Origin of the sequence: Micromonospora sp. NPDC050795 (genome assembly GCF_044456785.1) — a bacterium.
Lineage (GTDB): Bacteria > Actinomycetota > Actinomycetes > Mycobacteriales > Micromonosporaceae > Micromonospora.
This window is the reverse complement of record NZ_JBITGE010000026.1, coordinates 12094-26482: the sequence shown is the minus strand read 5'-3', so window position 1 is coordinate 26482 and position 14389 is coordinate 12094. Positions and strand designations below refer to the sequence as shown.

Below are 14389 nucleotides of genomic sequence, written 5' to 3'. Positions count from 1 at the left end.
GATCACCGGCTCGACACCTTACGATCCCCCTCCATGGGGCAGCCCGGGGCGGCGGAACCGGCAGAACCGGCAGAGATACGGGAGCGAGGATATCGGTGGCGGCAGGTTCGAAATAAGGTTCACCCATGCAACAGCGACCGCTCGGCCGAAGCGGGCTGGCGGTTTCGCGGCTCGCGCTCGGCACCATGACCTGGGGCCGGGACACCGACGCCGACGATGCGGCCGCTCAGCTGAAGAGCTACCTCGACGCGGGCGGCAACCTGATCGACACCGCCGACGTGTACGGCGACGGCGACGCCGAGTCGGTGATCGGCTCGCTGCTGGGTTCCCTCGTCCCCCGCGAGGAGCTGCTGATCGCCACCAAGGCCGGGTTGCGCCCCGGCAGTGGCCGACGCCGGGACGGCTCCCGGGGGCACCTGCTGCGCACCTTGGACGCGTCGCTGCGCCGGCTCGGCACCGACCACGTCGACCTGTTCCAGGTGCACGGGTACGACCCGGACACCCCCCTCGAAGAGACCCTGGCCGCCCTGGATCACGCGGTGGCCAGCGGCAAGGTCCGCTACGTCGGGGTGTCGAACTTCTCCGGCTGGCAGACCGCGCGGGCCGCCGCCTGGCAGACCGCCTGGCCGGGGCGGGCGCCGGTGGTCGCGTCCCAGGTGGAGTATTCGCTGCTGGAGCGGGGCGTGGAGCGGGAGGTGCTGCCCGCGTGCGACGCGCTCGGCCTCGGCGTGCTGCCCTGGTCGCCGCTGGGCCGGGGCGTGCTCACCGGCAAGTACCGGCACGGCCGTCCGGCCGACTCCCGGGCCGCGTCGCCGCACTTCGAGCGGTTCGTCTCGACCTACCTGGAGCCGCGCTGCTCCAGCATCGTGGAGGCGGTGGCGACCGCGGCCGGTGGGCTGGGGGTGTCGCCGCTGGAGGTGGCGTTGGCCTGGATCCGGGACCGGCCGGGCGTGACCGCGCCGATCCTCGGCGCGCGCACGGTCGGGCAGTTGCTCGGCGCGCTCGCAGTGGAACGGATCACCCTGCCCGAGGAGATCACCACCGCGCTGGACGACGTCTCCGCGGTGCCGGTCGGCTACCCCGAACGCGACGGCTGACCGGGCGGCCGGGTCACGGCTGGCCCCTGGGTCCGGGTCACGGCTGGCCCCGCCGGCCCGGGGGCCAGCGCGTCGATCTTGCAGTTTCTGTTGCCGTTATGGTGCGACGTGACTGTTTTGTCGCGACAGAAAGCGCAAGATCGGCGCGGCGAAGGGGTTGGGTGGGCGCGGGGTGGCATGGAGGCGGGGCGAACCGGTGGCGGCGGCGTTGTTGGTCACCCTGGAGGGGGTGGCAAACGGTCGCTGGGCTGGGCAGCATGGAGGGCATGGACTACGAGTACGCGCCACTGCGGCTGCCGCCGAACGTCGACCGGTTGACCGCAGCGGCGCAGTTGGCGATCCAGGCGGAGTTCTCCGGATGGGAGTTGGCCCGGGTGCGGCTGTACCGGGACGGCACGCGGCAGGTGGTGCTACGGCGGCGGCGGGTCAACCAGCCGCAGCCGGGTCTGTCGTACTGACGACCGGGCCGTGTCGCCCGAGGCCGGAGTCGGCCCCGGGCGACACGCGGCCTAGTGCTGGTGCCCGGCGTGGTCGTGGTCGTCGTCGAGCTCCAGGAACGGGTGCTCGTCGAGCCGACCGACCAGCCGGTCGTCGGCAGCCGGCTGGAACGGGCCGACAGCGTCGTCGTCGTCGAACGACTCCAGGTCGACCGGGGTGCCCACCTCGCTGACCATGACCACCCCGTCGAGTGGCTCCAACTCGGGGACGTCCAACGCGCCGAGCGAGCCGTCACCACTCTGCAGCAGCTCCAGCACCGCCTCGCCGACGCCCTCCACCGGTGCCGGCTCGTCGTCCTCCGGGGTGCCCTCGCGGCGGGCCGCCTCGGCCACCCGCAGCAGCGCGGCGACGCTCGGCACCCGGTAGTCGCGACGCTGACGCACCGAGATCACCCGGGGGTGCGGGTCGCTGGCCTCGGCACCCTCGCCGCCGCCGAAACGCTCGTCGGCCTCGTCCGGGTCGATCGAGTCGACATCCCACGGCGTCACCTCGCCGAAGGCGTCGAGCAGCCGCTCGTCGTACGCGAAGGAGGCGTTGTTCAACGCCACGTACGCCTGCCAGACGTCGTCGTCGTCGACGCGGCCCTGCGCGGCGCGTACGGCGGCCAGGTGGTGGCGGGCCGCTTCGATCACCCGCTCGAGAGCGGCGTCCAGCTCACCATGCTGGTCGGTCATGTGGGGCAGTCCCTTCACGATGGGGAGGTTGCGCGCCGGCGGCCACCGCCGGACACGACTAGCAGGTGCGGAGGAACCGGTCGAGAACCCGCACGCCGAACTGTAGTCCGTCGACCGGAACGCGCTCGTCGATGCCGTGGAACAACGCGGAGAAGTTCAGGTCGGCGGGCAGTTGGAGCGGGGCGAACCCGAAGCAGCGGATGCCGAGCTGCGAGAACGCCTTGGCGTCGGTGCCCCCGGAGAGCATGTACGGGACGGGCCGCGCCCCCGGGTCCTCCGCGCGCAGGGCCGCCGACATGGCCTCGACCAGGTCACCGTCGAAGGTGGTCTCCAGCGCCGGCTGCCGCTGGATGTACTCGATCGCGATGTCCGGGCCGACCAGTTCGCGCAGTTGCCGCTCCAGCAGCTCGGACTGGCCGGGGAGGCTGCGGCAGTCGATGGTGGCGGTGGCCCGGCCGGGGATGACGTTGTCCTTGTATCCGGCGCTCAACCGGGTCGGGTTGGCGGTGTTGCGGATGGTCGCGCCGATGATGTTCGCGATGGGGCCGAGCTTGGCGATGGCCGTCTCCGGGTCGTCCGGGTCCAGCTCGATGCCGAGCAGGTCGGAGACCTCGGTGAGGAAGGCCCGCACGGTGTCGGTGACGACCACCGGGAAGCGGTGCCGGCCGATCCGGGCGACCGCCTCGGCGAGCGCGGTGACCGCGTTGTCGTCGTGCATCATCGAGCCGTGCCCGGGGCGGCCCTTGGCGTGCAGCCGCAGCCAGTCGATGCCCTTCTCGGCGGTCTCGATGAGGTAGAGCCGCTGGCTGTCGTTGACCGAGTAGGAGAAGCCGCCGACCTCGCCGATCGCCTCGGTGCAGCCGTCGAAGAGGCCCCGGTGGTTGTCCACCAGGAAGTGCGCGCCGTACTCGCCGCCGGCCTCCTCGTCGGCGGTGTAGGCCAGCACGATGTCGCGCGGCGGGCGTACGCCGGTGCGCTGCCAGTGCCGCACCACGGCGAGCACCATCGCGTCGAAGTCCTTCATGTCGATGGCGCCCCGGCCCCAGAGGTAGCCGTCGCGCAGCTCGCCGGAGAACGGGCCCACCGACCACTCGTCGGCGTCGGCGGGCACCACGTCCAGGTGGCCGTGCACCAGCAGCGCGCCCCGGCTCGGGTCGGTGCCCGGGATGCGGGCCACCACGTTCGCCCGGCCCGGCGCGGACTCGTGCAGGACGGACTCCACGCCCACCTCGGCGAGCTTCTCCGCCACGTACTCGGCCGCGCGGCGCTCGCCGGCGCTGGTGTCGTTGTCACCGGTGTTCGTGGTGTCGATGCGCAGCAGGTCGCGGCAGAGGTCCACGACCTCTGCGGTGGGGTCGGGCAGGGCGGAGGCGGCGTCGCTCGTCATCGCCTCTTCATACCAGCCCGGGCAGCTCGACAGGCGGCGCGGGTGGACGCATCGACGGGTCGGTTTCGCGTCGGCCGCGTTCGGGTACCGCCGCCCACGACCGATCGTCCCTGCCGGAGCTTCCGCCCGCCAGTCGAGGAGGGCACCATGTCCGCTGTTCCCCTGCCGCCGCTGCCGCCCGCGCCCGCACCCGAGGAGGGCTACCGACCCGCCGGTCGTAGCATCGCCGACATCGTCGACCGGGAGCACCGGCAACTGCTGGCGCTGCTGGACCAGCTCTCCGGCCCGGACACCACGCCGCAGGAGGGGTTGGCGGTGCTCACCGCCGCGCTGTCGCGGCACCTGTCCGCCGAGGAGCAGTACCTGCTGCCGGCGATCCGCGCGGCGCTGCCGGCGGCCACCGAGCGGGTCGATGCGGAGATCAGCGCCGACGCGGCCCTGCTGAGCGCCCTGAAGGGGCTGACGGAGGAGGCGCTGACCGAGGTCGCCGAGCGGGTCCGCCGGCATGTCGAGGGCGTGGGCGCGCTGGTCACCGAGCTGCGCGAGGTCGCGACCGAGGAGGAGCTGATCCGGCTGGGCAACCGGTTGGAGATCGCCGAGGAGGCCGCGCCGACCCGACCGCACCCGGGCACACCGGCGACCCCTCCGTGGAACCGGATCGTGGAGCCGGCGGTCGGTGTGGTGGACAAGGTCCTCGACGCGGTGACCCGGCGGCCGACGTACCTGGCGGACCTGCCGGAGCCGCCGCGCGAGCGGTGACCGGCGACCGCCGGCAGTGCATTCATTATCACCGATCCGCTTGGGGTATTCCGCCAGCAGACGCGTAGTCCTACCGTCACCCTATGAACCTGGAGCTGCGTCACCTGCGGGTGGTCTGCGCGATCGCGGAGACGGGAAGTGTGACGAAGGCGGCCTCGGCGCTCGGCCTGGCCCAGCCGGCGCTCACCGCCCAGCTCCAACGCATCGAACGGACGCTGGGCGGCCCGCTGTTCGACCGGGACCGGCGCGGGGCTCGACCCACCGCGCTCGGTGAGCTGGTGCTGGCCCGCGCCCGGGTGCTGCTGCCGGCGATGAAGGGGCTGCAGGACGAGGCCGCCCGCCTGGCCGGGGCGGGCGACACGCCGCCGTGCTACCGGTTCGGCGGGGTGAACAGCCCGATCCTGGGTCGGCTGGTGCACCGGTTGGCGGCCGAGCAGCCGCCCGCCCAGATCACCACGTACGCGTCCTGGTCGGTGGACGAGTTGGCGCAGTTGGTGGCCGGCGGTCGGTTGGACTTCGCGCTGGCCGGCGTGTGCGGCGACGCCAGTCCGTCGGGCGGGTTCGGGTTGAGCTGGCAGGAGGTGGCCGTCGACCCGGTGCTGGTGCTGCTGCCGGAGACCCATCCCCTCGCGGCGCAGGACGAGGTCCGCCTGGCCGACCTGCGCCACGAGCAGTGGGTCGCCGCGCCGGGTGACGGCTGCTTCGCCGACTGCTTCGCCGCCGCCTGCGCCCGCGCCGGCTTCACCCCCCGAAAGGTGTACGAGACCGACATCCGCGGCTGCGTCGACCTGGTGGAAGCCGGCGTGGCGGTGGCCCTGTGCCAGGCGACGTTCCGTCCGGTGAGTGGTCTGGTCACCCGTCAACTCGCCGGGACGCCGCTGCGCTGGCGGCTGCTGCTCGGCTGGCATCCGGACTCCCCCGCCGCCCAGGGCGCGGAGCTCGTGCTGGAATCCGCCAAGGCGGCGTACGTCGACTCGTTGGCGCCGCACCCGGCGTACCTGGCCTGGCTGCCCCGTAACCCGGGGTTCGGCGTCCGGCACCCCACCGGGGTACGGCCGGGCTGAGCTGCCGGTATTCCCGGCCGCTGGCGGTGCGAACCGCCGTGGGCCGGGTATCTGGCGGACATGACCGACCTCTACCCGCCCGCCGACGACCGCGAACTGCTGCGCCAGGCGGCTGCCGCGCACACCGCCGCCACCCGTGCGGTGGAGGCGTTCCTGCGCCGCCTGCCGACGGTGCCCGACCCGGCCGACGTGACCGAGTACGCGAATCTGCTCACCCGGGAGGACCAGACCCGGGGCGACCGGGACGCCGCCGCCGACGCGGCGGGTCTGACCATCGCGAGCCTGGAGCCCGACCAGGGCCAGTAGCGCGCCGCGACGGTGCCGTCCCGGGTTCGGGACGGCACCGTCGCGGGTGAACCTCGCTCAGCGTTCGACGAGCGGGTCGTGACCCAGGTCCAGCAGGGAGTGCCGCCAGTTGTCGTCGGCGTTGCCGCGCGACGGTTTGGCGTCCATCAGCTCGCGGATCCGCTCGACCGCCTCGCGCATCACCTCGATGTCCTCCGGGGTGAGGTCCACCTTGCGCTTGTTGAGCACCTTGAGGATCTCCCGGCCGGGCTGGGGCAGGTCGAGGTTCGGGTTCGGGCTGAACGACTCCTCCCCCGAACCCCGGGTCAGCAGCCAGGTCCGCAGCTGCTCCGACGGGACGTTGACCTCGGCGTGAAAGTCCTCCCAGAGCACTTCCACCTCAGGGTCGAGCCGCGCTTCGCGTACCATCGGGTCTCCTCTCGCAGGCGGCGGCCCGGACGTCTCCGGGTCGTCCTGGTCGGTCTTCGGATGCAGGCCCTCCGCGGGCACCCGCGTCCGGCGGGGGTTCGCGGTGGGCGACGCCAGGATCGGGTCGGGATGGTCGTCCTCGTCCCGGGGTTTCGCGGACTCCGCGGGCTGGTGCGGGTCCTCGTGTTCGTCCCTTCGCGCCGGCCCGCTCATCGCGGGTGTGTGGTCGTGGCGGCGGTGTACCCCCGCTCGCCCGCTGTCACGTCGAAGGTGAGCGCCCCGTCGCGGACGTCCACGGTGACCTTCTGCCCCGGCGAGATCGCCGACTCCAGCAGCATCCGGGACAGGTGGTTGTCCACCTCCCGCTGGATCACCCGGCGCAGTGGGCGGGCGCCGAACTCCGGCTGGTAGCCGTGCTCGGCGAGCCAGTCGATGCCGGCGGTGGTGAACTCCACCTGGAGGTCCTGGGCGTGCATCCGGCGGCGGGTCTCCTCCAGCAGCAGCGCGGTGATGTCGCGTAGCTGCTCGGCCTCGAGCCGGCGGAAGATGATGACCTCGTCGATGCGGTTGAGGAACTCCGGGCGGAAGTTCTCCTGCAGGCGGCGCATGAGGCGCTCACGCAGCTCGTTGCTCTCCTGCTCGCTGCCCACGTCCCCGGTGCCGAAGCCGACCGAGCGCTGGGCGCCGGTGATCAGCTCGGAGCCGAGGTTGCTCGTCATGATCAGGACGGTGTTCTTGAAGTTCACCGTGCGGCCCTGACTGTCGGTGAGCCGCCCGTCGTCGAGCACCTGGAGCAGGATGTTGAAGACGTCCGGGTGGGCCTTTTCGATCTCGTCGAGCAGCACCACCGCGTACGGGCGGCGACGCACCGCCTCGGTGAGCTGACCGGCCTCCTCGTAGCCGACGTATCCGGGCGGCGCGCCGACGAGACGACTGACCGTGTGCCGCTCCTGGAACTCGCTCATGTCCACCCGGACCATCCGGTCCGCCTCGCCGAACAACGCCTCGGCCAGGGCCCGCGCCAACTCGGTCTTGCCGACACCGGTCGGGCCGAGGAACAGGAAGCTGCCCATCGGGCGCTCCGGGTCGGCCAGCCCGGCCCGGGAGCGGCGCACCGCCTCGGCGACCGCGGTGACCGCGTCGTCCTGACCGACCACCTTCTGGTGCAGGTGACCCTCCAGGCGCAGCAGCCGGTCGCGTTCCTCCTCGGTGAGCTGGCTGACCGGGATGCCGGTGGCCCGGGAGACCACCTCGGCGATCTCCTTGGGGCCCACCTCGGGCACCTGGGATCCGGACGAGCCGTCCTCGCCGTTGGCGCGTCGGATGTCCTCCTCCAGCTCGGAGATCCGGTCGCGCAGTGCGGAGGCCCGCTCGTACTGCTCGTCGGTGACGGCCTGTTCCTTGTCCCGGCGTACCTCGTCGAGTTCCTGCTCCAGCTCGCGCACGTCGGACGCGGGGGTGCGGGTCCGCAGCCGCACCCGGGCGCCGGCCTGGTCGATGAGGTCGATCGCCTTGTCCGGCAGGAACCGGTCGGCGACGTACCGGTCGGACAGCTCGGCGGCCGAGACCAGCGCCTCGTCGGTGAAGCGCACCTGGTGGTGGGCCTCGTACCGGTCGCGCAGCCCGCGCAGGATGGCGATGGTGTCGTCGACGCTGGGCTCGGGCACCAGCACCGGCTGGAAGCGCCGGGCCAGGGCGGCGTCCTTCTCGATGCTCTTGCGGTACTCGTCCAGCGTCGTCGCGCCGATCACCCGCAGCTCGCCGCGGGCGAGGGCGGGTTTGAGCATGTTCGACGCGTCCATTCCGCCCTCGCTGCCGGCGCCACCGGCCCCGACCAGGGTGTGGATCTCGTCCATGAAGATGATCAGCTCGTCCCGGTGCGCCCGGATCTCGTCGATCACCTTCTTCAGCCGTTCCTCGAAGTCGCCCCGGTAACGGGTGCCGGCGACCAGACCGGCCAGGTCGAGCTGGACGACCCGCTTGCCGAGCAGGGTCTGCGGTACGTCGCCGTCGCAGATCCGTTCGGCCAGCCCTTCGACGATGGCGGTCTTGCCGACGCCCGCCTCGCCGATCAGCACCGGGTTGTTCTTGGTCCGACGGGACAGGATCTCCACGGCCTGCTCGATCTCGTCGGCCCGCCCGATCACCGGGTCGATCTGGTCGTTGCGGGCCAGGTCGGTGAGATCCTGCCCGTACTGGTCCAGGGTGGGGGTGCCGCGGTCCGGCTTCGGCCCGGTCATCGGCCCGCGCTCGGCGTTGGCGGCCTGCAACGACTCGGGTTGGATCCGGCCGGCGGCCAGCATCCGCCCGGCCGGCGACTCCGGGTTGAGCGGCAACGCCATCAGGATGTGCTCGGGGCCGATGTAGTTGGCGCCCATTGCCCGGGACAGCTGATGGGCGTCGAGCAGCGCCCGCTTGGCGGCGGGGGTCAAGGAGAGGTTGGGCGGCACCTCCCCGCGTGGCGCGCCGTCGCCCTTTCCGCCGAGGGCGTTGAGCAGGGTGTCCGGGTCGGCCCCGGCCCGGCGTACCAGGTCACGCAGCGGTTCGCGTTGCAGCGCCGCCCAGAGCAGGTGGTCGGTGTCCAGGTCGCTGCTCTGCCGTTGCGCGGCCCGCCGGGCCGCGTCGGCCAGCATCTCCCGGGCGTCGGCCGTCATCAGTCGGGTGATGTCGACCCGGTGCGGCGGTCGGCGCCCTCCCTCGCCCCGGCCGAAGTACCTGGCCAGGAATTCGTCCCACGGGTCGGAGCCGATGTCACCGGGTCCCATCATGTCTGTCCTCCGCGGTAGGGCTCGGCACGGTCGGCAGGGGCTACCCGGCGCGCGCCCCGACAAACGCCGCAGGTGGCGGAGGACCGGCATTCTGGGAGTGGCGTCGGGCCAGGGCCGGGCGGTGGTGGCAGGCTGACCGGATGGATGAGACCCCGCTGCTGATCGTGGATGGCGCCAACGTGGTGGGCTCGCGCCCGAACGGGTGGTGGCGTGACCGTGCCGGGGCCGCTGCCCGGTTGCGCGACTCGCTCGCCCCGGTGGCGACCGTCGGGTTGCCGGCCCGGCTGACCGCCCCGGTGGAGGTGGTCCTGGTGGTCGAGGGGGCCGCGCGGGACGTGCCGGGCACCGAGGGTGTGCGGGTGGTCTCCGCCGCCGGCTCCGGGGACGACACGGTGGTCGAGCTGGTGGAAGGCGCGCCGCGGCGTCGGCGGCTGGTGGTCACCGCCGACCGGGAGTTGCGTGGCCGGGTGACGGCGCTGGGCGCCGAGGTGTACGGCCCGCGCTGGCTCCGCGAGAACCCGACCAGCAACTGAGAAGTTCTCGCACTGGGACTCCCACAGATCGGACTCCCGGCACTTCCGAGGGCCTTCCGGACAGGCGGGCAGGAACACCGACAGGGCGGATGTTCTTTCGGAACCGGCGATAGGCTCTAATGGAGATCTCCCCGCCCCCAGGAGGTTCCGCCGTGGCGAGCGTCGCCGAGCTGAAAGCTGCCATCGATGTCGCCCTCCAACAGATCGGAGACGGGCAGACAGCCGTGCAGGCAGCCGGCGAGAAACTCTCCGAGGCACAACAGACCCTGGCCGGGGCACTGGAGGGCAGCGGGCACGAGACGGTGGAGGCGGCCCAGGCGTCGCTGACCCAGGCCAGCCAGGAGTTGGAGGAGTGTCTCGCCGCGACACTTGTCGCGGTGGAGCAGGCGCAGCTCTACGTCTCCACCCTGTAGGCCGTCGTGTCCATCATCGAGGATGTCGGCGGGCAGGTCCGTGCCGCCACCGAGGAGTTCCCGGTCGCGCTGCTCGGGCAGGCGCTGGAGAAGTTCGGCCTGGCCGCGGAGCGGCTGCGCTGGGTACGACAGGAGTCGGCCAACCCGATGGGTGTGCCCGAGCTCTCCGCCGCCACCGAGCACGCCGAGAGCGCCGGCTACGCGCTGCGGGTGGCCCAGGAACAGCTGTCGGCGTACCTGACGGCGATCGGGCTCGGCGCGGACGGCGCCCCGGCGCCCCGCCCTGAGCAGCAACGCGCTCCCCGACACGACACGCCACCGGTGTCCGGGCCCGCCGCGGTCGCGCCGGAGCCGGCCGAGCAGGTGCGAATGCGCCGCTGGTGGTCGGTGCGGGTGGCCGAGCTGACCGGCGGGCGCGAGGGCACCGACGACGAGCCCGACGAGCGGGTGGACGACTCCCAGGAGTTGCTGCGCCGAGTGGTGGGTGGTGTCCGCTCCGGCGACCGGGACCGGCTCCGCAAGGAGCTGCGCCGAGCCCCGGCCGACGTGGGGCTGGGCATGGCGGCGCTGGCGCCGCCGCTGCTGCGTGAACTGGCCGGCGAGTTGCTCGGACACCCACCTCGCGCCGCCGACCTCGGGCGGCTGCGCGGCGAGTTGGACGGACGCGTGCGCGACCTGCTGCCCGGGTTGCCGCCGCCGGTGCTGGAGACGTTGCTGACCCGGGTGTGCCGGATGCCGCCGCCGCGCGCCTCGGGGGAACCACCGCACGCCGCCGACTCCGCGGTGACCGCCGGGGTGGCGACCGGGCTGCTGCTCGCCCGCCTCGGCCGGGACCTGCCGGCCGGCGGCGCGAAAGAACCGGCGGGTACGGGGCAGCGAGGCGACGCCGGGCAGGCGGCGCGGGCCGGGCAACCGGCGGGCACGCAGCAGCCGGGCGGGACCGGGCGATCGGCGGGCGCGGTTCCCCGCGTCGGCGGTGCGGTGCAGCGCTCCGGTGGCCTGCCGCAGCGCTCGGATGCGCCGCCGCCACGCCCCGCTGGGCCGCCCCCACGCTCGGGCAGCCCCTGGCGGGACGCGCCGACGCGTCGGGGCTCCGATGGCTGACCGGCGCGGTCAACTGGCCAGCCGGGTCCGCGACACCCTCGCCGAGGCGTTGGGCGCCACCCGCACCCGACTGTCCGCCGCCCAGGCCGACCTGACCGCCGGGCGGGAACGACTGGCCCGGGTCCAGCGGGCCGCGGCTGCCGTACCGGAACGGGTGGGCGCCCAACGGGACCGCCGCATCGCCGAGATCGACGCCCGCTACTCCACCCGGATCGCGGAGCTGGCCCGGCGGGCCGCCGACGCCGCCCGGCAGGAGGCGCCCGGCTGCGCGGGGGCCGACTGGGCCGGGTGGACGCCGACGCCCGCCCGCCGGGCCGAACCGCCCGGCGCGCTGCGGGTCGGCACGGTCCGGATCGACGGCGTCGACCCGGTGCCCGCGCTGGTGCCGTTGCTCGACGCCGGGCACGTGCACCTCTCCGGGGACGACCGCGCCGGCTGCGACGCGGTGGTGTCCGCGTTGCTGCTGCGGGCCGTCGGCCGTGCCGACCCCGGGGTGGTACGACTGGTCGGGTACGACCCGGACCAGCTCGGCGGCGGCCTGGCCGGGTTCGCCCCGTTGGGCACGGCGGGACTGCTCACCTTCGTCGGCCCGGGCGGGCTGGGCCCGCTGCTGGACGACCTGGTGGAGCAGATCCGCCGAATCAACGAGACGGTCCTCGCCGGTGAGTACGCGTCGCTGCGCGAACTGGCGGCGGCGACCGGCCGACGACCCGAGCCGTGGCGGGTGGCGGTGCTGCTCGGCGGGGAGGAGCTGAACCGGCACGAGCGCGGGCAACTGGACCGCGTGGTGCGGGCCGGCGCCGCCTGCGGCGTACACCTGGTGGTGCACGGTGTGCCGTTGCCAGAGGATCCGACGGTGACCCGGGTGGTGGCCGGCGTGTCCGGCGCGCGGATCGGCGGCTCGGCCGGGCTGCCGGTCCGGCTGGACCCACCGCCACCGGCGGCGCTGGTCACCGAGACCTGCCGGGACGTCGCCGCCCGGGTGAACGCGGGCCCGCCGCCGACTCCCTTCACCGACCTGCTGCCCCCGCCCGAGCTGATGTGGCGGGAGGACTCCGCCGACGGGCTGACCGCGCCGATCGGTGAGGGCCCACAGGGCCGGCCGGTGCGGTTGACGCTCGGCGACTACCCACCGCACGCGCTGATCGGCGGGCCGTCCGGTACCGGCAAGACCAACCTGATCTTCGCGTGGATCGGCGCCCTCGCCGCCCGCTACTCCCCCGCCGAGCTGGAGTTCTACCTGCTGGACTTCAAGGAAGGGGTCTCCTTCGCGCGGTTCGCGCAGGGCCGGCGTGACCCGAGTTGGCTGCCGCACATGCGGCTGGTCGGCATCAACGTCAACACCGACCGGGAATTCGGGCTGGCGCTGCTGCGCTTCCTCGCCGAGGAGCTGCGCCGACGCGCCGACGCGGCCAAGAAACACGAGGTGACCAAGCTGGCCGAGCTGCGGGCGGTCGACCCGACCGGGCACTGGCCACGCATCGTCGCCGTGGTGGACGAGTTCCAGATGTTGCTGGCCGGCCGGGACGTGGTCGCCCGGGAGGCGGCCGACCTGTTGGAGGACCTGGCCCGCCGCGGCCGCTCCCAGGGCATCCACCTCGTCCTGGCCTCGCAGGACGTGCGGGGCATCGAGGCGCTGTGGGGCCGCCCCGCGCTGGTCGCCCAGTTCGCCCTGCGCATCGCGTTGCCCAAGGCGCTGCGCATCCTCGCCGAGCGCAACGACGCGGCGCAGTCGCTGCCGCGCTGGCACGCGGTGGTCAACGCCGAGTCGGGCATGGTGGAGGGCAACGAGGTGGCCCGCATCCCGGCAGCCAGCGACTGGGAGACCTGGAGCGGGTTGCAACACCGGCTGTGGCGGATGCGCGCCCCCGACGCGGCGCCGGCCCGGCTCTTCGACGGCGACGCGATCCCCCGGCTGGCGGACGCCCCGGACTTCCGGGCGCTCGCCGTACCGCCGGACGGAACCGCGCCGCGCAACCCGGTGGCCCTGCTCGGCGAGATCATCGACGTGCAGTCCCGCTCGGCGTCGCTACGGCTGCCGCGCGCCCCGGGCCGCAACCTCGCGGTGCTCGGCACCCGCGTCGACGAGGCGTGCGCGGTGCTCGACGCGGCGGCCCGGTCGCTGGCCCGTCAGCACCCGCCGGGCACCGCCCGGTTCTCCATCGCCTGCCTCGACCCGGACGCCGACCCGATCGCCCGCGCCCTCTACGACGACCTGGCCGACGACGCCGCCTGGTACGACGAGGAGACCGTCGGGGAGCTGATGGCCGAGACGGCCGACGCGCTCAGCGGCCCGGGAACTCCGCACTACCTGCTGCTGTTCGCCGTCGACGCGGCAGCGGGCGCGTTGGCCGCCCGCGTGGGCCGGCGGACCGGCCTGGAGCAGCTGCGTCGCATCATGCACGACGGGCCGGAACGACGCACGCACGTGCTGGCCTGGTGGCGGGGTGTGGCCCGGATGCGCGCCGATCTCGGTGGGCCGGCCGCCCGCACCGACCAGATCGGCGCCTGGGTGGCCCTGGACGCGCACGGCGGCGAGCTCGGCTCGTCGCTCTACCCGGGCACCGGCGGCCCGGACTGGTATCCCCGCCCCTGGCGGGGGCTCTTCTTCGACCGGGCGGTGCACCGCACCGGACAGGTGATCATCCCGTATGGACCGACACGATGAACGAACCGGTGACCAGCGAGACGTACGCGGCGCAGCTACGGCGGCTGGCCGACCTCAGCGCGCGGGTACGCGAGCAGCGCGCCGAGGCGCACACCTGGCACGAGCGGCAGTGCGTTGCCGCCGAGCGGGCCGTCGCCGAGGCGGCCGACCAGCTCCAGAGCGCCGAGGAGGAGTTGGTCGCTGCCCGTGAGCAGCAGGAACGGGTCGGCGCCGAGGTGACCCACCTGTGGCAGCAGGTCCGTTCGCGCCTCGGTGCCCGCCGTCTCGGTGGCCCGCCCGCCCCGGCGAACGGCGTCGGGGCCAGCGACCCGGTGGTGCTGCTCGCCAAGGCCCGTGACCTGCTCGACCGGGCCGGTCAGCCGGGCGAGCTGCCGGGCTCGGTCAACCCGCTGCTGGCGCTCTGCGGGGTGGCCGGCGCCGTGCTGGCGTACGCGCTGGGGGCCGGCGCCCGCGCGCTCGGCATCGGGTACGGCGGAGACCTCGCGGTCGGGTTGCCGGTGCTGGCGCTGGTGGTGACCCTGCTCGGGCCGCTGGTCGGTCTGGTGCCGGCGCGGGTGCTGGCCGACCGCCGGCACGCGGTGCTCGGCCCCCGGCCGATCACAGTGGTCCTCGGTGCGGGGGTGGTCGCCACCGGGCTGCTGCTGGCCCTCGGCCGCTGATCCGACGAAGGCCCCCGGATGGCCGCAGTCAACAACGGACGTGGCGCTCGG

At 73.8% G+C, this 14389-nt stretch carries 14 protein-coding genes; 10 read left to right on the top strand and 4 right to left on the bottom strand.

The annotated features are described in order from the left end of the window. Positions 1–125 precede the first annotated feature (125 nt). Both ACIBEF_RS22220 and ACIBEF_RS22215 read left to right on the top strand, forming a co-directional pair. Positions 126–1097, top strand: a complete 972-nt coding sequence (locus tag ACIBEF_RS22220) for an aldo/keto reductase (protein ID WP_112587412.1) — start codon at positions 126–128, stop codon at positions 1095–1097. Positions 1098–1363: 266 nt separating this feature from the next. Next, on the top strand, positions 1364–1555 hold the full coding sequence (locus ACIBEF_RS22215) for a DUF5703 family protein (RefSeq protein WP_013734349.1): 192 nt from the start codon (positions 1364–1366) through the stop codon (positions 1553–1555). Between the two features lie 51 nt (positions 1556–1606). On the opposite strand, the gene ACIBEF_RS22210 is transcribed toward ACIBEF_RS22215, so the two are convergent. Next, positions 1607–2269: a hypothetical protein gene (locus ACIBEF_RS22210; protein ID WP_091408864.1), complete on the bottom strand. Its 663-nt coding sequence runs from the start codon at positions 2267–2269 to the stop codon at positions 1607–1609. 58 nt (positions 2270–2327) lie between these two features. Continuing rightward, positions 2328–3656: a M20/M25/M40 family metallo-hydrolase gene (locus ACIBEF_RS22205; RefSeq protein WP_396795085.1), complete on the bottom strand. Its 1329-nt coding sequence runs from the start codon at positions 3654–3656 to the stop codon at positions 2328–2330. Positions 3657–3803: 147 nt separating this feature from the next. Here ACIBEF_RS22205 and ACIBEF_RS22200 point away from each other — a divergent pair, with 147 nt between their 5' ends. The 3 genes from ACIBEF_RS22200 to ACIBEF_RS22190 all read left to right on the top strand — a co-directional run bounded on the left by ACIBEF_RS22200 (position 3804) and on the right by ACIBEF_RS22190 (position 5785). Then, positions 3804–4415: a hemerythrin domain-containing protein gene (locus tag ACIBEF_RS22200; protein WP_396795084.1), complete on the top strand. Its 612-nt coding sequence runs from the start codon at positions 3804–3806 to the stop codon at positions 4413–4415. An 83-nt stretch (positions 4416–4498) separates the two neighbouring features. Then, positions 4499–5479: a LysR family transcriptional regulator gene (locus ACIBEF_RS22195; protein ID WP_396795083.1), complete on the top strand. Its 981-nt coding sequence runs from the start codon at positions 4499–4501 to the stop codon at positions 5477–5479. Positions 5480–5539: 60 nt separating this feature from the next. Beyond that, positions 5540–5785, top strand: coding sequence for a hypothetical protein (locus ACIBEF_RS22190; protein ID WP_210818733.1), 246 nt, complete (start codon positions 5540–5542; stop codon positions 5783–5785). A gap of 57 nt (positions 5786–5842) precedes the next feature. Here the strand turns inward: ACIBEF_RS22190 and ACIBEF_RS22185 are convergent, their stop codons facing one another. Both ACIBEF_RS22185 and ACIBEF_RS22180 read right to left on the bottom strand, forming a co-directional pair. Beyond that, positions 5843–6193 (bottom strand): DUF3140 domain-containing protein, encoded by a 351-nt coding sequence (locus ACIBEF_RS22185; RefSeq protein WP_141909299.1) that lies wholly within the window; start codon positions 6191–6193, stop codon positions 5843–5845. 209 nt (positions 6194–6402) lie between these two features. Further along, positions 6403–8961 carry an ATP-dependent Clp protease ATP-binding subunit gene (locus tag ACIBEF_RS22180; RefSeq protein WP_396795082.1) on the bottom strand — a complete coding sequence of 853 codons (2559 nt, stop codon included), beginning with the start codon at positions 8959–8961 and terminating at the stop codon, positions 6403–6405. Positions 8962–9101: 140 nt separating this feature from the next. Between ACIBEF_RS22180 and ACIBEF_RS22175 the strand changes: the two genes are divergently transcribed. The 5 genes from ACIBEF_RS22175 (at position 9102) to ACIBEF_RS22155 (ending at position 14338) form a co-directional block, all read left to right on the top strand. Next, positions 9102–9494 carry a hypothetical protein gene (locus tag ACIBEF_RS22175; RefSeq protein WP_124770817.1) on the top strand — a complete coding sequence of 131 codons (393 nt, stop codon included), beginning with the start codon at positions 9102–9104 and terminating at the stop codon, positions 9492–9494. Positions 9495–9646: 152 nt separating this feature from the next. Next, complete coding sequence (locus tag ACIBEF_RS22170; protein ID WP_030332749.1) at positions 9647–9907, top strand: hypothetical protein; 261 nt, start codon at positions 9647–9649, stop codon at positions 9905–9907. A 6-nt stretch (positions 9908–9913) separates the two neighbouring features. Further along, entirely contained in the window at positions 9914–11011 is a 1098-nt protein-coding gene (locus ACIBEF_RS22165; RefSeq protein WP_396795081.1) for a hypothetical protein, read from the top strand. Continuing rightward, on the top strand, positions 11004–13679 hold the full coding sequence (locus ACIBEF_RS22160) for an FtsK/SpoIIIE domain-containing protein (RefSeq protein WP_396795080.1): 2676 nt from the start codon (positions 11004–11006) through the stop codon (positions 13677–13679). The genes ACIBEF_RS22165 and ACIBEF_RS22160 overlap by 8 nt, the downstream gene beginning before the upstream one ends. Beyond that, entirely contained in the window at positions 13676–14338 is a 663-nt protein-coding gene (locus tag ACIBEF_RS22155) for a hypothetical protein (protein WP_396795079.1), read from the top strand. The genes ACIBEF_RS22160 and ACIBEF_RS22155 overlap by 4 nt, the downstream gene beginning before the upstream one ends. Positions 14339–14389 lie beyond the last annotated feature (51 nt).